Here is a 19,663-nt window from a genome sequence, read left to right as displayed (position 1 = left end):
CAATTGAGAGGGAGTATACAATGGATATTCAGAAAAAGCGTTCTGTAACAGAAAGTGAAATACAGCAAATGAAGGATTTGGCTTATATTTGCGGGCAACAAGACAATCTTGATTACTCTTCAGATTTACATATCAACTTTTTAAAAAATCGAAATGAAGATCATATAAACGATTTTCTTCTTTATAACGGTACTCAATTAATTGGCACTTTAAATATGTATGATTTCGAAAGACCAACAAAGCTTGAACTAATAGGCTTTGTACATCCTCATTTTAGAAAACAACGTTTCGGAACTACCCTTTTACAAACTGCAATGAAAGAAATACAAAATAGAGAGGCAGATGAAGCTCTTCTTATTATCAATGGGGATTCTATTTCTGGGAATGAATTTGTAAAACATATGAAGTTACCGTATTTATATAGTGAATATAGTATGGAGTTCACAACAAACGAAATTCAAAAAACAACAGAAAGTAATATACAGCTTACTCTTGCAACTTCAGAATCACTTCTTGACCTTATTGAAATTTCTAGTACAGCTTTTGGTGATTCAGTAGACAATACGGCTACATGGTTACAAAAAATGATGGCTTCACCTTCTCATAAAGTTTACAGTGCTCTTATTAACGAAAAAGCTATTGGAACAATTACAGTTACTGAGCAAGAACAATCTACTACACTATCAGGATTCGCCGTTCACCCTTCTTATCAAGGTAAAGGATATGGAAAAGATATTCTTAGTTATATGGTACATACCCTTATTACAGAAGGAACTTCAACAATTGAATTAGACGTCGAAACGAAAAATAACCATGCTTTAAAACTATATACACAATGTGGTTTTAAAATTAAAACGAAGCATGACTATTATAATTTAATGAATAGCACGGAGAATATTTATGTCTAAAAAACTTATTTATTCTGATTACGATATTTTCGCATCTATTTATAATAAACATTGGGGAAATTTTGCCGAACACTCCTATCTAGCTTTTGAAAAACTCGTTTTACAATATGCACAACCACGTTCTCATATTTTAGATCTTTGTTGCGGGACTGGTCATCTTACAAGGAAACTACTTGATAATAATTTTGTAGTAACTGGTATAGATGGTTCTACTCAAATGATTGAATATGCAAGTGAAAATGCGCCAGATGCAACCTTTTTCGTCGATGACGCTCGCTATTTCAATATAAATGAGCAATTCCACTACGTCATCTCTGCCGGTGATAGTTTAAACCATATTATGAATTTAGATGAACTAAAAAGTGTGTTTCACAACGTTTACTCCGTATTACATAACGAGGGTATATTCGCATTTGATATGAATATGGAAAAAGGATTTCTTGAAAACTGGATTGCTTCGTTTCATATTTCAGAGAAAGAATATGTTTGTACGATTGATTCTACATTTGATAATAAAAACAAAAAAGCAGAAATGAATTTCATATTATTTACACGTGATACAAATGATATTTGGAAAAGAAGTGACTTTTCTTTTAAAGAAACATGTTACACTAAAGACGAAATTACTCATGCATTACAATCTGTAGGTTTTAAAAATATTCAATCGTACGGTACAAATAGAGCATTTTTCACTTGCCAAAAATAAAAAAACTGAATCTAAATGATTCAGTTTTTTCTTAATATATTTACAACTGCAGTTGTTTCGTCATTTTCTTTATAAACACGCGGAATTCTTCTATCTAGCATACATGTAACTTCATAGTTTATTGTACTTAACATATCCGCTATTTCTTCTACTGTGATATTTTCTTCACCTTGTTTACCGTAGAATACTACTTCGTCTCCTACTTGTACTGGCATCGCTTTTGAAACATCCAACATTAACTGATCCATACAAACACGGCCAATTACAGGTACTCGAACCCCGTTAATTAACGCATAGCCTTTATTAGATAATTGACGATTATAACCATCAGCATAACCAATTGGTACAGTCGCAATCCATTCTTCACCAGTTGTTACATACGTATTCCCATAACTTACACCACGATTTTTCTTCGCATGTTTAATATGAGCCACTTTTGATTTTAACGACAACGCAGGCTGTAAAGAAACGACTGAATGATCCACCTCTTTTGATGGATACATACCGTACACTCCTATTCCAACGCGCACCATATTTTGAAATGTGTTACTTAATTCCATTGATCCTGCACTATTTGAACTATGAATATATGGTATTTGAATTCCTAATTCTTTCGCTGTATTAACAGCTTTTTCAAATAAACTTGTTTGCATATTCGTATATGATTTATCGATTTCATCTGCCGTAGAGTAATGCGTAAATATCCCTACTACTTCTATATACTCCATACGGTTTAATTCTTCTAAAAATGGTTTAACTTCTTCTTCTTGTAAACCGATACGACTCATTCCTGTATCAATTTTCACTTGAATTTGTACTTTCTTTTGAAGACGGTTTGCAATTTCATTTATACCATGTAAATCTTCTACTCTATAAACAGTCATCATAACGTCATATTGAATTACATCTTCTACAGCCGCTACTGGTGTGTATCCTAAAATTAAAATCGGCACAGTAATTCCTGCTTCTCTTAATTCTATTGCTTCATCTACAAATGCAACTGCAAGTTGATTTATTCCAGCTTCAATTGCAGCTTTGGCAACTTCAACTGCCCCATGGCCATACCCATTCGCTTTTACAGCAGCCATCATCTTAATTTCTTCATCATTTACATGTTTTTTAAATTCTTTTACATTATGTTTTACAGCATTTAAGTCAATTTCTACAATTGTATCTCTTCCATATTTCAAACTCATTGGTCTAACTCCTAACTCAATAATTGCATTCCATTCTATTTCACGTTTCATATGACCTTTTACAATATAATACTTTTCATTATGCTAGTCAAACTACTAGAATTTTCGGAATTTTGAGTATGATATAATATCCTCAAGAAACTATTATATACGGAGACGAGGAGAATTACAATGTTTGTTCAATCTGCATTACATCAACTAAAAGTTGCTATTGATACTTCTATTTATATGCTTAACCAATATAGTGAAAACGATTTAAAAATACAACCGATTCACTCAAAACGATCATTATTTGAAATGTGTACACATCTTTCTCTTATTTGTCATGCTGATTTGCTCATTTTAAATGGTATTCCAGAAAAAGAATTACATACCTTTTATATAGAACATACGCCCGTAACAGTTGCTCAAATGCAACAAACGATGATTGAAGGATACAACCTTCTCTCCAAAACATTTCTTTCCTACTCCCAAATAGAATTAGCAGAAGTTATGACTGCCTATTGGGGTATTTCTTATTCGCGCTTTGAATGGTTACTTGAAATCGTTGCACACTTTTATCATCATCGTGGACAAATTCATCTTTTATTATGTGAGCATATGAAAGATCCTCGCATTCCTTTATTTGAGTGATTTTCCACTTATTCATTAATTATAAATAGAGAAGCTACAAAACCAATAAAAAGTAGCATTCCTAATAAAATAAATGTTTGAGCATACCCTCCTATTTTCATTAGATAAATAGAAATGATAGGTCCTATACTAGTACCTAAAAATAAAATAAAAGTATAAATAGATACCGCTATTCCCCTCGCTTTCCCTCCTAATTGACCTACAAGAGAAACTAAAGACGGAACGGATATAGCAATACCTATTACAAAACAGACACTCATCATTACAAGTAGAGATAGATACGAAACAAATCCCATTGAACTTAGACTAAAAATAGCGATCAACAATCCTCCCTGAAGAACTTTTCTTACTTCAAACCTCTTCGTTAAACGACCTGCAAGCGGTGACAGCAACATACCAAATAGCCCCGCTAAGCGAAAATAAAGAATTTGTTCTGCAGTTAAATTGTAAGTAGGAGAGCTCAAATAATTCCCTAAAACAGTATATATATTAACAAAAGCCATTAATAAAACAAATGCAATTATATAGCTTAATACTAAGCTTTTATTTGTAAAAACTTTACCCATCTGTTTAATTGGCCCCAAAATATCAGTATAGGATTGAGACGTCTCTCCTTTCGGAAGAGAATAATAAACCCATATAGCAGTACTTATATAGACAATGCTAAGAAGAAAGAAAACCATATGCCATCCAAAATGCTGACTAACAGCAGTACTTATTACCTGCCCTACAATTCCAGCTACTAAAAAACCAGTACTAACAAATCCTATTGTTGTAACCCTTCTTTCTACTGGGAACATTTCTACAACGTAGGCTAGCGCTACTGGAGAAAATGTAGCTGCTGCTATCCCTTGTATACCTCTAAAAATAACAAGCCAAAATAAACTATCTACAAACCCTAAGCAAAAAGAAACAATCGACAGTGCAAGCAATCCAATAAAAATCACTTTTTTTCGTCCATATTTATCAGAAATTGCCCCAAATAACAAACACCCTATAGCAAAGCCAACAGAAAATATACTTCCTGTAGCTGCCGATTGTGCTAATGACGTATTAAAAATGTTTGAAAATAGAGAGATTAAAGGTATTGTTACATATAGGCTAGACATAACTACCATACCCGACCAACATAATACTGCTGTCATTATTGTATAATTCTTTTCACTATTTACTTCCTTTCCTATTTCCATCATAAACTCTCTCCCTTATTACGATTTGTTTTTATTAGTTTAAACTCTCTAAATTACTAAAATAGCATTCCTTTAACTCTTATTTATTTTAATTACATAGCAAAAATTATCACCGTTCATAAAGTTAGTTAAGCATATAATAAGGTAAGCTAATTATATGTCCAAATAAATAAGTTGATCTTCATAATCAACTTATTTACCTACCTTCTCCTAATTTCACCTGCATAGTTGTTTGCATTTTATTTAATAACTTTTCTAAAACTTGACGCTCTTCTTGATTAAAGCCATCAACTAACGAAGCGCAAGATAACCAAAAAGTTGGTAAAGAATGTGTAACTAGTTCTTTTCCTTTCGGAGTAATTTTCACCTTTAATCTTCTTCGATCTTCAGAATGGTGGAATCTTACGATTAACTCTCGTTTCTCCATCCAATCTAATAAGCCAGTGACAGAAGCACGTGTAATCCCTAATCGACTCGCAATATCCGAAGGACTCATGTTCACCTCTTCCCGATTCGCTTCCATTTCACGCAAAATAAACAATAGTAAAAAATCTAATTTACTCTCTGAAATACCAAGCGGAGCTAAATCTACGTCAACCGCATCAAGAACATTATCAGACGTCCATAACATTAACAAACCAAGTTTTGCTGCGATTGGATCCGTTTCCGCTGATGCTGTCTTTTTGATTAACTCTGCGTACGGCTCAATCCCTAAAGGAAGAGAATCTTTTCTTGAATCCATTCATCTTCACTCTCCTTTCTCATTAAATGATTAGCTTACCTAATTACTTTCTCATTATACTCATATTTTTCCTTTTATTGCAAGCACATTGTTGAACAAAAAAATCCTATTATTAAAACAGGATTTTTCACACTGACTAGCTATCCGTTTTAAATAATGTGCAACTTCTTTAAGGCATAAGAAATTCCGCCTTCACTCGCCTTCGTTGTAACGAAATCAGCCCTTCTCTTCAACTCCTCTCCACCATTTCCCATCGCAACTCCTAATCCTACATACTGCAACATCTCAATATCATTTCCACCATCACCAAAAGCAATGGCTTCTGATTTACTAATATTTAAATGTTCCAATACTTTTTGAATTGCAGTTAGCTTCGATACTTTACTATCTTCCAATACATTCATAACGTAACCATGAAAACGGTCAAACGTAAGTGCTGGATATCTTTCAATGAATTTTTGAGCTTCTGCTTCATCAGCATACAGACATATGCAATACATCTCATCTGACAAGTTTTTAACTTTGTCAGGATACCGCTCTAAATTTAAAGTTTCATTTAACGCTCGTATGACACGTTCATCTTTGGAGGCAATATCATTCATTGCAAATTCTTCTGTAAAGTAAGAAACACTGTGACCATGTAATTCAGCAAAATTTGAAATATCATGAACGATTTCGCTTGAAAGTACTGATTTATGTATAACTTTTTCCCCAAATTTTATATGTGCACCATTTGCAGAAATATACGTTTTTATGCCTAGCCCCTTAAATTGTGAGCATAAACTATATGGTCTCCCTGTTGTAACAACTACGTGAATCCCCTTATCTATTAATCTTTGTACCGCTTCTTTTGTACTTTCGTGCATACTTCTATCAATCTCGCTTAAAAGCGTACCGTCAACATCAAAAAATGCAACTTTGTACATAAGTCTTTACATCCCGTCCAAATGATTCGTATCATTAATGAAATGCACCGTTTTTTGTTCACCCTCAATTTCAATTAAACTTATTCCCGTATCTCCCATTTTGAAATAGTAGTCCATTGAAATTGGCATATTGAAAAATGCACGTAATAGACTATTAATTACGCCTCCATGGGCAACAATCGCAATTCGATCATATGTATTCTCTGTCACAATTTTAGAAAAAATCCCTTCTATTCTCATTCGAAACTCAATAAATGACTCTCCGTTTTCAAAACGGTCATGAAGAAATTTTGGCTCTGGATATTTCTTTGCTTCTTCAAATGATAAGCCAGCTTGTATTCCATTATTAAACTCCATTAATTCCTCTTCTAATTGAATTGGACAACCAATTGCTTCTGCTAATGTTTCACCCGTTTCGCGAGCGCGTTTTAATGTGCTTGCCCAAATGAAATCTGGTGCAAAATCTTTTTTCACTTTCTGTACAAGTCTTTGTACTTGTCGTCTTCCTTTGTCAGTCAACTCAAAATCAGCTCGTCCTTCATGCACATGTAAAATATCAGCTTCTGATTCTCCGTGGCGTATTAGTAGTATTTGCATGTTTCTCTCTCCCCCTTTATTTAACATTCACAAAATTCTATTATATCACATTTTAAGATTTCAAAATAAAAAGGAACGGTCTCCCGTCCCTCATCCATTCACTTTTTCCGCATCATTCCAATAATATTTACTAAACGCTTCTGTTAACACATCAATTGTGTTATATAATTCATCTAACGTATTATCAACACCACCAACTTCAATTAACATCGCATTTTTCGATAGATCTTGGTTATAAACGCCATTTCCATCTTTTTTATACTTCGGAAAAATCCCTCTACTTAATCCGTAATAGTTTTCATCTAAATAACTATTGATCGCTCTTGCAATTTTTTCATTTTCAGCACGGCCTTCATTTTCCATCCCAATAATAAAATATAATCTTGCATACGATTTTCCATTAATTACTTTTGTTGTTACTTTCTTACGCTGATCATCACGATGTATATCAATCGGAAACGCAATTTTATTATTTTGTGCTAATGCTCCTTTTACATATTCATGAGATGCTTTATATGACTGATACCATACCCACTTTTTACTCGCTAATAAATCACCCATATTCGTTTTATCGTGAATTACTGGAATTCCTTGCCCCTCAAGTTGTTCCTTCATACGTTTTCCTAGTAAGGACACATTTACATCTGGGCTAGATGGATCAGTTGCCCCTGGTAATAATGGAAAGAAGGATTCCCAGCTATGTGTATGATAAATATATACTGCGCTTTCACCTTTTTTCGCTCCGTTCTTTTTCTGAACCGGATTATTCTTTTCCGCTTCTGTAACTTTATCTTTTGCTACTTCCCGTTCTTTCGTTACTTCTTCAATCGGTACACTAGATTCATTTGGGATATTCGTCAAGTTTGTCCCTTCCCCAGCTACGATAATATTAGAATAATACTTTGACATACCAGGTACTTCTTTACCGACGAATGTTCTTAAATCTTTAATTTTCAAATCTGTCGCAATAGAGAACATTAAATTCCCAACTGACTCTCTTTTATTCTGCTTAAAATAATCAAATCCGTAATAGTGATTCTCACTTTCTATCATTTGAACAAAACCTTGCATCGATACTTTTCCAAACCATTGATTTGCATAATTCGATTTCATTGTATGTAAAAGTGACGTCAAAATCGACGCTATTATAATTACTATTAGCGCATATAAAAGGAGTAACGAAATTAATTTCTTCCCATGTATTCGAGTTGCATACTTTTTCACTGCATCACCTTCTTTATACATGAATATGTACAAGCTTTTCGGAATATACGCACAAAAAAAAGAGAAATGGTATCCCATTTCTCTTCCTCACTTTTATTGTTCTTTTCCTGTATCATTTGAAGGTAGTTTCTTCGCTTGTTTTTCTTTAAATATTTCTCCAATTGCCCCAAGAGTACCAAGTGTTTCAATTGCATTAGACGGAATAAAGACTTTATTTGCTGGTCCTTTTGCAACTTCAGCTAATGATTCGAATGATTTGTAAGCAAGTATGCGCTCATCCAAATTCGCTTCACGAAGCAATTCAATACGGTTTTGTTCTGCTTTTGCGATTTCTTCAATTGCTCGCGCTTCCCCTTGTGCCTCTAATTCTTTTGCTTCTCTTATACCTTCAGCTTCGCGAATACGCGCTTCTTTATCCCCTTCAGCCATCAAGATTTTACTTTGCTTTTCCCCTTCAGCACGAAGAACTTTATCTTGTTTTGCTGCTTCAGCTTCTAAAATAATTGCACGTTTATTACGCTCAGCCTTCATTTGTTTTTCCATTGATGCTTGCACATCTTTTGGCGGGTTAATATCAACAACTTCGACACGTTCAATACGTACGCCCCATTTTTCTGTTGCTTCATCAAGCGCTAAGCGGATTTCTGTTGAAATTTTTTCACGACCAGATAACGTTTCATCCAGTTCCATTTTACCGATAATTTGACGCATCGTTGCTGAAGTAATATTACGAACACCATATTCATAGTTTGAAATACCATATGTCGCAAGTTCTGGTTCAACAATTTGATAAAAAATAATTGTATCTATTTCTACTTGAACATTATCTTTCGTAATTACTTTTTGCGGTGGTACATTCGTTTGTTGAATACGTAAGTCGTGATATACACGAACACGATCTACAATTGGGATTAAAATATTTAATCCTGGGTGCATGATACGTTGAAACTTACCAAATCTTTCAACAACCCCAACTTTTTGCTGAGGAATAATTTTAATTGTTAATGCGATAAATGTAACTACAATTAGTGCGAATATAATCGTTAACGTTAATGCTACCATATTTATTCACTCTCCTTTTTTACTTGTAATATAGTACTATGCCTCTTTATAACAACGACTTTTTCTCCAGCATCAATTGAAGAATCTGCAATAGCTGTCCAAGTATCTCCATCCACCTTCACAATACCATTCGCTTCATTTGTAATCGCTTGCATAACAATCCCTTTTTTACCAACAAGCATATCTACTGTATCCGTAAAACCTTTTGCTTCTCGAAAGTTTTTTGAAATTCTTTTCGTAAAGAATGTCAAAGTTAAACTTATAATTGCGCCAACAGTAACTTGTAACAGTAGTGCATCAGGAGCAAACAAAGCAATAAGACCTCCGACAACAGCTCCAATTCCAAGCCAAAGCATGTAAAATGTAATCGACAACATTTCTGCAATAAATAAAATACCAGCTATTATAAACCAAATTACCCAAGCAGCCATATGCAACCCTCACTTTCTTTCTCATTTTCTATATGTATATGAAGAAAAGAATGGTTTATCCGCCCTTTCTTACACTTGGGCGTTTGCTACAAGCTATTGTACATACTCACTGTTACTATGATTATTAATATAATACTATATCAATATATTCTTCATTATACATGAAAATTCCTTTCAAAAAGTGACAAAAAATTAAATTCTTTAAAAATTTCATTTTTTAAATTACAATTATTCTAATTACTAAATACTATTTTTATAGAGGTGTTATTCTTATTGAGAAACCTGTCACTAACCTACTACTTAGGTTCCAAAACATGCATTACTCTCGCTGACATCGTATATGTAATGATTATTACAACTCATATTTATATAGCAACTAAATCAGCTACTATTACTGCTCTTTTTCCATTATTACAAGTTATCACAAATCTAATTGCTAACATCTTTGCACCACTAATAATAAATCGTTTTCCGTCTTATACGTTGTTATATACGCTACAATGGCTAAAAACAGTCTTTTTACTATTATTAATGATTTTGTTTCCGGTCTTATCCACAAACATTATAGCTCTATTAACTTTTATTTTTTTCATTTCATTATGTAGTGGATGGAGCGCTCCATTACTATACAGCATTCTTCCGCGCCTTACACCGAAAGAAAAATTAGTAAAAGTAAATAGTATCTTTTCCTTTTCAACACAAATTGCGCAAGCCGCCGCTTATTCATTTACGAGTGTTATCGTTCTTCTCATTGGCGCTACATCTACACTCATGATTAATAACATGTTAATGATTTTTGGATGTATTGCATTACACTTTTCATTACGTACCATACATACTGAACGAATATCAGATCCTCCCTCTTCAAAAAGTACTGCTTTATCGGAAGGTTGGAAACTCTTATTTCAAAATCCTTCTCTCCGTACCGTTACATATATGGACTTAATTGAAACTTTCGCCGGGACAATATGGATTGGTGCTATTACGATGGCATATGTTACGACTATTCTTCATAAAGGCGAAGAATGGTGGGGATATATTAATACAAGTTATTATGTTGGCACGTTAATCGGTGGTCTATTAGCATGGAAAATGAGTTCCTATATTCAAAACAATTTAATACGATCTATGTCGATTGGCTCTCTTATATTTAGCATTCTTACATTTTTATATGGTATGACGAGCAGCGGATTTATTGCGCTTTTTCTATGTGTTCTAATGGGACCATGTTATCAAATTAGAGATATTTCTCAAACGACTGTTTTACAATCAAGTGTCACCCCTTCTTTATTATCAAAAATGTATACAGCACATGGCGCCCTTCTTTCAACAGCTTCTGGTCTTTCTATGCTTAGCGTTGGCATTATTACTGATATGTTCGGTGTTCGTACAATTTATATCATCGCATCTATTCTTATTTTATGTTCCGCTTGTTTATCTTTTAGTTTATTAAAATATCATAAAACAGAGCAGAACGATATTTCACTTTAATCACTAAAACAAAAAGGACAGGCATTCCCTGTCCTTTTTATTTATTCTATTCATGACAAGTTTGGGATTTTTCTATGTTTTGTCGCCTGTTCAAAAGCGTAAGCTAGCTTAATTAACATCCCTTCACTAAAGGCAGTACTTGCAATCGTAATTCCAAAAGGTCTCCCGCTTTCCATATATCCTGCAGGTATTGCTATAGACGGATAACCCGCTTTCGCACATATAGTAGAAGCTATATAGGAAGGAAACAGTATCGCATCAAGATTATATTTTTCCAATGCAAAATCAATGCCTTGTTCTTGTGAAAAATATATATCTTCTAATCTTGCATTTAAATATTCTGGATTTCGTAACGTATTAGGAAAATCTTTTCTTCCCTCTAACTTAGTTTGTCCATATTTTAAAGCTCTTTCTGCTATGTTTTTATTAAACTCCATTAACTCCGAAATAGAATGTACCGGAATAGTAGAAGGTAATTTAGAAAGATAGTTATCTAAACTATGCTTCAGTTCATAAAGCGGCACTCCCCAACTCCATTCTCTATGAAAAGAAGGAATATTAATATTTTCTACTACTGTCGCTCCTTCATTACGTAATACTTGGATCGTTTCCTTAAACAAGATTTCATCATACTCACCATTTTCGTAATAATCTTTTGGTGCATCGTTAAACACACCAATCTTCGCTCCATTTAAGCCATTAACATTAAGATATTTTGTATAATCCTGCTCTGCCTTCACTTCTATGAGTAGCAACATCTTTCTCATCTACTCCAATTAAACTCCCTAGCAAAATAGCAGCATCTGTTACCGTTCTAGCAAATGGTCCAGCTGTATCTTGCGAATAAGTAAATGGAATAATTCCTCTACGACTAATTAAACCGACAGTCGGTTTAATACCTACTACAGAATTTTGAACAGCGGGGCTCAAAATAGAAGCATCGGTTTCTGTCCCAATAGATACTACTGTAAAGTTAGCGGCAACTGCTATCGCAGATCCTGTACTAGATCCGCCAACAAACATATGGTCCTTGCCCGTTCCGTATGGATTGATTGTTTGACCACCTCTTGCACTATATCCAGCCCACATTTCAAAAGACATTGCATTTGCTAATTCTGTCATATTTGTTTTTCCTATTATTACTGCTCCGGCTTCTCGTAATTTTGTAACGAGAAATGCATCTTCACTGCTTATATTTTGTTCTAGAGCAATCGTACCTGCACTTGTATGCATGGAGTCATTCGTTTCAATATTGTCTTTAAGCAAAACAGGTATACCATGTAATGGACCCCTTATACCTTTTGTCTTTCTTTCATAATCTAACGCTTCTGCAATAAAAATAGCATCTGGATTGATTTCTAAAATAGAATTAATTTCCGGTCCGTCTTGGTCATACTTTGCGATTCTATGAAGATAATACATCACTAATTCCTTTGAAGTTAACTGCCCAGATTCCATTTCGGTTTGTATATCATGAATTGTTAATTCTTTTTTTAATACTGGATTAAACTGAATCTCCATTTATATTCTCCCTTATAGCAACTTTTTTGCGTATAACTCTTACTTTTTCATCTTTTCACCCCAACTATTCCAAACTAATATTCCTTTAAAGAAATTCAATTTATCTATTCAAAAAGCCTTTAATTTCCCAAAAAATAAAAAGAGTCTGAAACGAATGAACTTTCGCTTCAGACTCTTTTATTACTTTACATATATCTCATCCAATAAGTGTAAAAACTCTCCTTGTTTCCCTGCTAATTCAGGGCATTTTGCAATATTAACCCATTCGTAGCTAAACGCTAAACCTTGATCTTTCTCACCAGCACTTACTATATGTTCCCATGTATCTTTTACATCAGTTAGTAAAGTTACATGAAAAAAGTGACGTTTTTCATATTCCTGTTTTTCCTTCACATGTATAATGTAATCTGCTAAAAAACGCTCTATACATAAATGACGTAATCCGGATTCTTCCTGTACTTCACGCAATATAGCCGCTTCTAACGTTTCACCTTCATCAACCGTTCCCCCTGGCACTTGAATACCAGCTTCATGTATATCACGATGTTTAAAAACCAGTAATTGCATAACCCCCTCTTTTTCTCTTGTAATATATGCATGTACTTTTTTCTTATATAACATCGTCATTATACGTCTCTCCCCTCAATCATTTACTCTGTTACTTCTTCAAGCGTCAGTTGATTATCATACAAATATGTAGCTTGTGGATTTCCCACATACCTTACGTGCCATGGTTCATACCGATAGCCCGTAATCGTTTCTTTCGCTTTTGTGTATCGAATCACAAAACCAAATTTATGGGCATTTTCAGAAAGCCACTGACCTTCTTTCGTTTCCCCAAAAAACGTCTCTAACTGAAATTTAGCAGATTGAGACGTAATATCCATAGCTAATCCAGTTTGATGCTCACTTGTGCCAGGAACCGCGCTAGACATTGCTGTTTTTGCTTCCCCATCTTGTTTTTTATACATCGTATTTAATGCTTTTTGTCGATCAAAGGATCTAAATCCAGAAACTGCAAAAAGGAAAATACGCTCGTTGTTAGCTTGCTGGAACATTTCCTCAAGCGCCCTCGCTGCCTCTTTTCTCATCTTTTTCTTTTCTTGATCACCTTCACTAGAGTAGCGCACTTTCGGAATAACTAAATCTGGCGGTCTATAACCATCTGGTAAACGCCTACTTTTATTCACAAGTACAAGCATTGAATTCGGATTATTAATTACCGCAATATCCCCATCCATATTAGCAATCGTTTCTTTCGCTTTTGGAAATATACTATTTACACTTACTTCCCGCGCCTGCTTATCCTTATACATTTTATAATTGATTCCTGCTACTCCAACAATAATTATTGCAGCTACGATACCGAGTAGTGCCCATCTTTTTTTCATATAACGACCTCTTATTTTAATAATTTGGCCATTTCATACTCATCGATGTCCTTTCCATCGATAATAAGAGCAGCTTTTTTGACACCTTCTTTCTCAAATCCAGCTTTTTTATATAGTGCCTGAGCTCTTGTATTGTGGGCCATTACTGTTAATTCTAAACGCCATACATCATGTAATTTTGCCCACTTCTCAACCTCTTTAAACAATCTCGTCCCAATACCTCGCCCGTTATACTCTTGCAAAATACCAATTACAATGCTTGCCACATGCCTCTTTCTTTGAATGTTATTTCCATTCACTAATATAAAACCTATTATTCTCTCATCTTCAACTGCTACAAATATTGTTGCATATTCATTTTCTATAAATCGCTGGATCATTTTTTCTTGTTGCTCAGCTGTAGTTTTCCTTTCTCCTGGTTCATATAACATAAACTTCGTTTCTTCATCTAATTGCTTACTTAATTGCAAAAATGATGCTGCATCTTCTACTTTGATCTCCCTAATCACCTAAATCACCCTATCAATTTCATAATATAAAAATTTTCCTTGTAAAAAGATTTTCTCTGCCATTTCAAAAATCCCTTTCTAATTCTCCTATTATAATTAGACAAATTTCGATATCGCTATAATAATTATTAATCATGTCCATTTTGTGACATCTTGCTATCCACATTTCAAACCAACACAAAAAACGTAAGCATTACACTTACGCTTTTCCAAGATTGAAGTGAGCTAATAATTATCGATAGATACCCTGGCTAATTCAAGTTTCACTTTATCCATTCACTTTTTCTGCCTGCCAAAAATATTCACCAAATGCTTTAGCAAGTGCATCAATTGATCGATTCAATTCTTCCTCCGTATTATCTACACCGCCAACTTCTATTAATATCGCTTGTCCTGATAAATCTTGATTATAGATTCCATTTCCTGTTTGAAAACCTTTTTGAATGACCCCACGACTCACTCCTGGATATTTCTTATTAATCGCCTCATGTAAAGCTGTCGCTAATTGTAAGTTTTTTTCATAATTTTTATTTCCTTTCCCTACTACAAATGCAAGCTTCGCATATGATTTATCTCCAATTGTTTTTGTCGTTACATTCTTTCGAGCACTATCACGATGCAAATCAAAAAAGTATTGAAGATCTTTATTTCCAGCCATAGCTTGCTGCACAATTTCTCGTGACATTTTATACGAACTATTACTGTTTAAACCCTTACTTATTAACTTTTGACCAACATCACTCTTATCGTTAGTAGCTCCAATCCCTTCACCTTCTAGTTGTTCACGGAAACGATCTCCTAATATAGAAATATTCGATACAGAACTCGTTGCTTTATTCGGATTCGGGTCATTCGTTAAGTTAAGTAAAGGTAAATAAGATTCCCAGCTATGTGTATGATAAATAAACGCAACTTGTCTTTTCCCGGTCGTTTGGGACGGCTGTTTTTTCTCTTTATTCGTATCTTGTTTAGGTGCTTGTCCAGTTCCACTAGTCCGTTCTTTCACTACTTCTTCAAGAGGTACACTCGACTCTATCGGTAAGTTAGAATAGTTTGTGCCCTCACCCGCAATAACAATTTCTGTATCGTACTTACCAAACCCGGGTAGCTCTTTCCCGACAAAACTGCGTACATCATTAAAGCGAATATTTGTAGCCATAGAAAAGAGAAAAGAAGAAATTGAAAAATCTTGATTCAACTTTCGATACTCCTGTGTAAAATAATGATTCTCTTTTCCAAGTACATACATGTAACCATTCATCGATAACTCATTTAACCAATTATATAAATACGTTGACTTCGTCTCTTTCATAGAGGTTACCATCATACTAATAAGAAAAAAAGTCGCTAGCACTGTAGTAATAACAAATAAAACTAACTTACGCATACTTGTAAACTTCATAAAAAAAAAGCCCCGATTCATACTATCACCTCTCTATTTCAAGTTATGTACAAGCCCTAGAGAATAGACCGTTAAAATTTCGGCTATATTGTTAATGAGGTGAAATGAATTGAAGCTATTAATAGGAATATTACCAATCGCTCTATCATTCATTTTTTATTTGTCCGCTAAGCATCCAAAAGTCTTTATTGTACTACATATTTCTGCGTACTTGGCACTGTATGTACTCGGTACAATTATTTCCATTAATATATACGATGTTTTAATACAAGATTTAGTTTTCATGACGAGCATTCATGGGATTTTACTGAATCCATTTTTCCTTATTGCAGGAGCGTATATAGGAACATACACGTTGTACCTACTTATGTCTCACATTATTATAAAAATAAAAAATGGAGCGTAATGAAATGCAACCAACATTTATCTGTCATACATGCAAAAAAAGAATTGTGAGAAAGAAAGATCTTATTACCGCCACATGGTACTTCCGCTTTTATTTATTTCACAGTGATTGTTTTAAACGACAGCAAGTGTTCGTCCCACGATTTATCCCTGTGAATACACTTTTCAATTTCTTTCTTATTATGTATGGACTTATTTTTGGCAGCATTCTTATGATTACAGAACCGTCTATTATTTGGCTGATTCTCTTTTTTCCCATTTTTTATCGGTTTCTTTCTTATTATTATGTGGAACGTTTTTTCTCTACATAACGTGCAGACTGACCTCTCGGAATACTTAAACATTCCCACTCATTTTCTTTTAACATCTTCCCAATGTAAATAATCTGACCAATATGCAATGCATAATGGGAAATTTGCCTTTCAATTGCTTGCATGACAGTATGTGCTTCACCGCGAATGTATACCGTCTTCAATAAGTGTTCCGGTGTTAAAGTATTCATCGTATTAAAAACATATTTCCATCCTTCTTGCCAAGCTATAAGGGCTTCTTCTTTTGAATGATAGCATCCCTCAAATTCACCATCTCGATTACGATCTGTTTTTTCACCATCAGACGTTAAAAAATCCGTCCATCTAGAACGCATATTACCGTGCAGATGCTTTATAATAATCGCTATACTATTTGTTTCTTCATGAGAATACCATTGTATTTGTTCATATGATAATTGAGAAAGTGCCCGTTCCCCTTGCTTCTTTGTTGCTTTAAAGTTCGAAATCGCACATTGTAAATATTCTCGTCCGATATCCATATTAGCCCCTACCTTCACCCTAGCTAATTTTCGTTCCATTTGGCAATTCCATATTAGGCTGAAGCAACACAACATCATCAGCTTCAGGAACGCCGCCAAGCACAAGCACTTCTGATTTGAATCCAGCTACACGCTTCGGTGGAAAGTTTACAACCGCAACGATTTGTTGACCGACTAAATCTTCTGGACTGTACCTTTTCGTAATTTGGGCACTTGACTGCTTTATCCCGATTTCTCCAAAATCTATTGCTAATTTAATCGCTGGTACTCTCGCTTCTTTAAATTCCTCTGCATGTATTACAGTTCCAATTCTCAAATCCAAATTTAAAAAATCTTCAAAATTAGCCATTTATCATTCCCCCCAATTATTACTTAGACAAAATACAAAAATCCCCTTCAAAAAAAGAAAGGTGCCTAAGCACCTTTCTTTTGTAATTCACTTGATTCATTTGATTTATAGAAGAAGAAACCGAGAATCCCGCCAATACATGATGGAATTAACCATCCGATTCCTTCGTTATATAACGGTAACATTTGTAGTACATTAGAAATTGCGTCAATTTTAATTTTCGCACTTTCTAAACCGTTAAAGAAACTAATTAACAATGCACCTAAAATAGCTCCAATATAAATTGTATTACGCTTCCCAATCCACTTATGGAAATACGAAAGTACGATTAATACAATTGCAACTGGATAAATGATCATTAACACAGGTAATGTTACTGCGATTAATTGTGTTAAACCTAGGTTAGATACAATTAAACTAAATACACATACCATTGTTACAATCGTTTTATGCGAAAGTTTTGGGAATAAGTTTGTAAAGAAACCCGCACACGCAGATGTTAACCCAACAGAAGTTGTTAAACAAGCGAGTATAATAACAAGCCCTAATAAAATTTTACCACTCGTCCCATATAGCTCATTTACAACATTCGTTAAAATAAGACCACCGTTTTCTGAAATACCAAGTGATGTACTTGTTGAACCAAGATAAGCAAGTGATAAATAAATTAACGTTAAACCAAGTACAGCAATAATACCTGATACGACTGTTATTTTTGCAATTTGACTACTCTCTTTTATCCCTTTAGAGCGGATAACTTGTACAACGACAATCCCAAATACGAGAGCACTAATTGCATCCATCGTTAAATATCCTTGAATAAATCCACCAAAGAAAGCATTTTCTTTGTAAGCAGCTAACGGCGCAGCTGGCTCTCCAATTGGATCAATAATTGCCTTTCCGACAATAACAGCGACAATTAATACTAATAATGGTGTAAGAAACTTTCCAAACCAATCCACTAATTTAGATGGATTTAATGATAAATACCACGTTATTCCGAAGAAAACTATCGTGAAAAGAAATAGCATGTACCACTCTGAAACCATTGCCTCTGATAAAAACGGCTTCATACCCATTTCAAACGAAACAGCTCCAGTACGAGGAATCGCGAAAAATGGTCCAATTGCTAAATAACTAATCAATGGGAAAATAAACGCAAATATAGGGTGGACTCTAGAAGATAGCGCTTTCAAGTCCCCCTCTACAAACGCGACAGCTGTTACAGCTAGTAGGGGTAATCCGACTCCCGTTACAAGGAATCCTATTGTAGCAATCCAAACATTCTCTCCTGCTTGTTGACCTAAAACTGGCGGGAAAATTAAATTTCCTGCTCCTAAAAATAATGCAAATAGCATTAAACCAATTGCTACCGTATCACCTGGCCTTAAACGTCCCTTCATGCTCTTCATTTGCATAGCATTTTTTCATTGTTTATCTCTATATTTTACAATATGCTATGCATCCTCCTCTCTGCTCAAGATGATAAAATATGCCCCTTACAAAGCAGTGTCTTTCTCCATAATTTCTCCATTCCCCTTATTTTTACTCTAACCATTAATACAATTGTTATTTTTGAATTTTGAGTTTTTTGAATTTTTAAATCATTAGAGTGTTATTACGTGGAGTATAGTTGTCAGACCTCTTTGTTTTTATCACACATATAGTAACATATTTAGTTGCAAAATAAAAACATATTTTCAAATTGATTTTTTTGAAAATCGAAATTATCTACATTTTTTATTCTCTTACACAAATATTGTTATAATCTCACCTATTATCTTGTCGTTATTTTAAAATAACTTTATACACGTAACATAACAAAAGCCATCCAAGATGAAGTGACCCCCGAAAGTTAGACAGGTCGTTTCATTAGGCAGCCTCTAGGGTATGAGCCCGGTATTGTACTGGGCTCATACCCTTTAATTTTGCCTTAATTCTTTTATGATTATAGTATTCTATATACTTTGCTAATTCTTGTTTGAAATGTGTTATACTTTCAAATTCTTTTCGATACAGAAATTCCGATTTCATAATACCGAAGAAATTTTCAATAACGGCATTGTCATAACAGTTTCCTTTGCGAGACATACTTTGAGTTATGCCACAATTCTTAAGAGAATGGCGGTATTGTTTCATTTGATAGTGCCAACCTTGATCAGAGTGAAT

The 19,663-nt window shown here is 34.2% G+C and carries 22 protein-coding genes and 1 pseudogene; 6 read left to right on the top strand and 17 right to left on the bottom strand.

Annotation, left to right across the window (positions count from 1 at the left end; translation table 11 throughout):
- The first annotated feature begins 20 nt into the window (after positions 1 to 20).
- Positions 21 to 908, top strand: coding sequence for a GNAT family N-acetyltransferase (locus tag ATL10_RS04355; protein ID WP_110496487.1), 888 nt, complete (start codon positions 21 to 23; stop codon positions 906 to 908).
- On the top strand, positions 901 to 1,614 hold the full coding sequence (locus ATL10_RS04350; protein ID WP_000038495.1) for a class I SAM-dependent methyltransferase: 714 nt from the start codon (positions 901 to 903) through the stop codon (positions 1,612 to 1,614). The genes ATL10_RS04355 and ATL10_RS04350 overlap by 8 nt, the downstream gene beginning before the upstream one ends.
- Positions 1,615 to 1,634: 20 nt before the next feature.
- On the opposite strand, the gene alr is transcribed toward ATL10_RS04350, so the two are convergent.
- Complete coding sequence (gene alr / locus ATL10_RS04345) at positions 1,635 to 2,810, bottom strand: alanine racemase (RefSeq protein WP_002093966.1); 1,176 nt, start codon at positions 2,808 to 2,810, stop codon at positions 1,635 to 1,637.
- 171 nt (positions 2,811 to 2,981) lie between these two features.
- On the opposite strand from alr, the gene ATL10_RS04340 reads away from it, so the two are divergent.
- Entirely contained in the window at positions 2,982 to 3,443 is a 462-nt protein-coding gene (locus ATL10_RS04340) for a DinB family protein (protein ID WP_000498006.1), read from the top strand.
- 8 nt (positions 3,444 to 3,451) lie between these two features.
- Here ATL10_RS04340 and ATL10_RS04335 read toward each other — a convergent pair whose 3' ends face one another.
- The 7 genes from ATL10_RS04335 to ATL10_RS04305 form a co-directional block, all read right to left on the bottom strand.
- A complete protein-coding gene (locus tag ATL10_RS04335; protein ID WP_139213216.1) occupies positions 3,452 to 4,633 on the bottom strand; it encodes an MFS transporter in 1,182 nt (393 codons plus the stop codon).
- Between the two features lie 196 nt (positions 4,634 to 4,829).
- A complete protein-coding gene (locus tag ATL10_RS04330; RefSeq protein ID WP_090976270.1) occupies positions 4,830 to 5,375 on the bottom strand; it encodes a MarR family winged helix-turn-helix transcriptional regulator in 546 nt (181 codons plus the stop codon).
- Positions 5,376 to 5,524: 149 nt separating this feature from the next.
- Entirely contained in the window at positions 5,525 to 6,301 is a 777-nt protein-coding gene (locus ATL10_RS04325; protein WP_000278721.1) for a Cof-type HAD-IIB family hydrolase, read from the bottom strand.
- Positions 6,302 to 6,307: 6 nt separating this feature from the next.
- Positions 6,308 to 6,898 (bottom strand): histidine phosphatase family protein, encoded by a 591-nt coding sequence (locus tag ATL10_RS04320; protein ID WP_001166442.1) that lies wholly within the window; start codon positions 6,896 to 6,898, stop codon positions 6,308 to 6,310.
- A 90-nt stretch (positions 6,899 to 6,988) separates the two neighbouring features.
- Positions 6,989 to 8,200 (bottom strand): stage II sporulation protein P, encoded by a 1,212-nt coding sequence (gene spoIIP, locus ATL10_RS04315; protein WP_002093965.1) that lies wholly within the window; start codon positions 8,198 to 8,200, stop codon positions 6,989 to 6,991.
- Positions 8,201 to 8,215: 15 nt separating this feature from the next.
- On the bottom strand, positions 8,216 to 9,184 hold the full coding sequence (locus tag ATL10_RS04310) for an SPFH domain-containing protein (protein ID WP_000226254.1): 969 nt from the start codon (positions 9,182 to 9,184) through the stop codon (positions 8,216 to 8,218).
- Positions 9,185 to 9,186: 2 nt separating this feature from the next.
- Positions 9,187 to 9,615 (bottom strand): NfeD family protein, encoded by a 429-nt coding sequence (locus ATL10_RS04305; protein ID WP_000741971.1) that lies wholly within the window; start codon positions 9,613 to 9,615, stop codon positions 9,187 to 9,189.
- A 273-nt stretch (positions 9,616 to 9,888) separates the two neighbouring features.
- Between ATL10_RS04305 and ATL10_RS04300 the strand changes: the two genes are divergently transcribed.
- The gene (locus tag ATL10_RS04300; protein WP_110496485.1) at positions 9,889 to 11,106 is read left to right on the top strand and encodes an MFS transporter; all 1,218 of its coding nucleotides are present in this window, start codon (positions 9,889 to 9,891) and stop codon (positions 11,104 to 11,106) included.
- 50 nt (positions 11,107 to 11,156) lie between these two features.
- Here ATL10_RS04300 and ATL10_RS04295 read toward each other — a convergent pair.
- The 5 genes and pseudogenes from ATL10_RS04295 to spoIIP (ATL10_RS04270) all read right to left on the bottom strand — a co-directional run bounded on the left by ATL10_RS04295 (position 11,157) and on the right by spoIIP (ATL10_RS04270) (position 15,950).
- Positions 11,157 to 12,627 (bottom strand): annotated as a pseudogene (locus ATL10_RS04295) (amidase family protein).
- Positions 12,628 to 12,807: 180 nt separating this feature from the next.
- Positions 12,808 to 13,254 carry an NUDIX hydrolase gene (locus ATL10_RS04290; RefSeq protein ID WP_016512975.1) on the bottom strand — a complete coding sequence of 149 codons (447 nt, stop codon included), beginning with the start codon at positions 13,252 to 13,254 and terminating at the stop codon, positions 12,808 to 12,810.
- 23 nt (positions 13,255 to 13,277) lie between these two features.
- Entirely contained in the window at positions 13,278 to 14,018 is a 741-nt protein-coding gene (locus ATL10_RS04285; RefSeq protein WP_090976264.1) for a M15 family metallopeptidase, read from the bottom strand.
- Positions 14,019 to 14,029: 11 nt separating this feature from the next.
- Positions 14,030 to 14,527, bottom strand: a complete 498-nt coding sequence (locus ATL10_RS04280; protein WP_002093964.1) for a GNAT family N-acetyltransferase — start codon at positions 14,525 to 14,527, stop codon at positions 14,030 to 14,032.
- A 268-nt stretch (positions 14,528 to 14,795) separates the two neighbouring features.
- A complete protein-coding gene (spoIIP, locus tag ATL10_RS04270; protein ID WP_001079282.1) occupies positions 14,796 to 15,950 on the bottom strand; it encodes a stage II sporulation protein P in 1,155 nt (384 codons plus the stop codon).
- An 88-nt stretch (positions 15,951 to 16,038) separates the two neighbouring features.
- On the opposite strand from spoIIP (ATL10_RS04270), the gene ATL10_RS04265 reads away from it, so the two are divergent.
- Both ATL10_RS04265 and ATL10_RS04260 read left to right on the top strand, forming a co-directional pair.
- Positions 16,039 to 16,335 carry a hypothetical protein gene (locus ATL10_RS04265; protein ID WP_090976262.1) on the top strand — a complete coding sequence of 99 codons (297 nt, stop codon included), beginning with the start codon at positions 16,039 to 16,041 and terminating at the stop codon, positions 16,333 to 16,335.
- Positions 16,336 to 16,339: 4 nt separating this feature from the next.
- On the top strand, positions 16,340 to 16,645 hold the full coding sequence (locus tag ATL10_RS04260) for a permease (protein WP_139213215.1): 306 nt from the start codon (positions 16,340 to 16,342) through the stop codon (positions 16,643 to 16,645).
- Here ATL10_RS04260 and ATL10_RS04255 read toward each other — a convergent pair.
- The 4 genes from ATL10_RS04255 to ATL10_RS04240 all read right to left on the bottom strand — a co-directional run.
- The gene (locus ATL10_RS04255) at positions 16,618 to 17,184 is read right to left on the bottom strand and encodes a DUF1572 domain-containing protein (protein ID WP_139213214.1); all 567 of its coding nucleotides are present in this window, start codon (positions 17,182 to 17,184) and stop codon (positions 16,618 to 16,620) included. The two genes, ATL10_RS04260 and ATL10_RS04255, sit on opposite strands and share 28 nt — an antisense overlap.
- Positions 17,165 to 17,494: a chaperone CsaA gene (gene csaA, locus ATL10_RS04250; protein ID WP_001263018.1), complete on the bottom strand. Its 330-nt coding sequence runs from the start codon at positions 17,492 to 17,494 to the stop codon at positions 17,165 to 17,167. The genes ATL10_RS04255 and csaA overlap by 20 nt, the downstream gene beginning before the upstream one ends.
- 65 nt (positions 17,495 to 17,559) lie before the next feature.
- Positions 17,560 to 18,897 (bottom strand): branched-chain amino acid transport system II carrier protein BrnQ4, encoded by a 1,338-nt coding sequence (brnQ4, locus tag ATL10_RS04245; RefSeq protein WP_011110049.1) that lies wholly within the window; start codon positions 18,895 to 18,897, stop codon positions 17,560 to 17,562.
- 469 nt (positions 18,898 to 19,366) lie between these two features.
- The coding region (locus ATL10_RS04240) for an IS3 family transposase (RefSeq protein WP_142669926.1) at positions 19,367 to 19,663 on the bottom strand (297 nt) is incomplete at its 5' end.

The sequence above is a fragment of the Bacillus sp. 196mf genome, assembly GCF_003217275.1.
Classification (GTDB): Bacteria; Bacillota; Bacilli; order Bacillales; family Bacillaceae_G; genus Bacillus_A; species Bacillus_A thuringiensis_S.
This window is presented reverse-complemented; position numbering and strand designations above follow the sequence as displayed.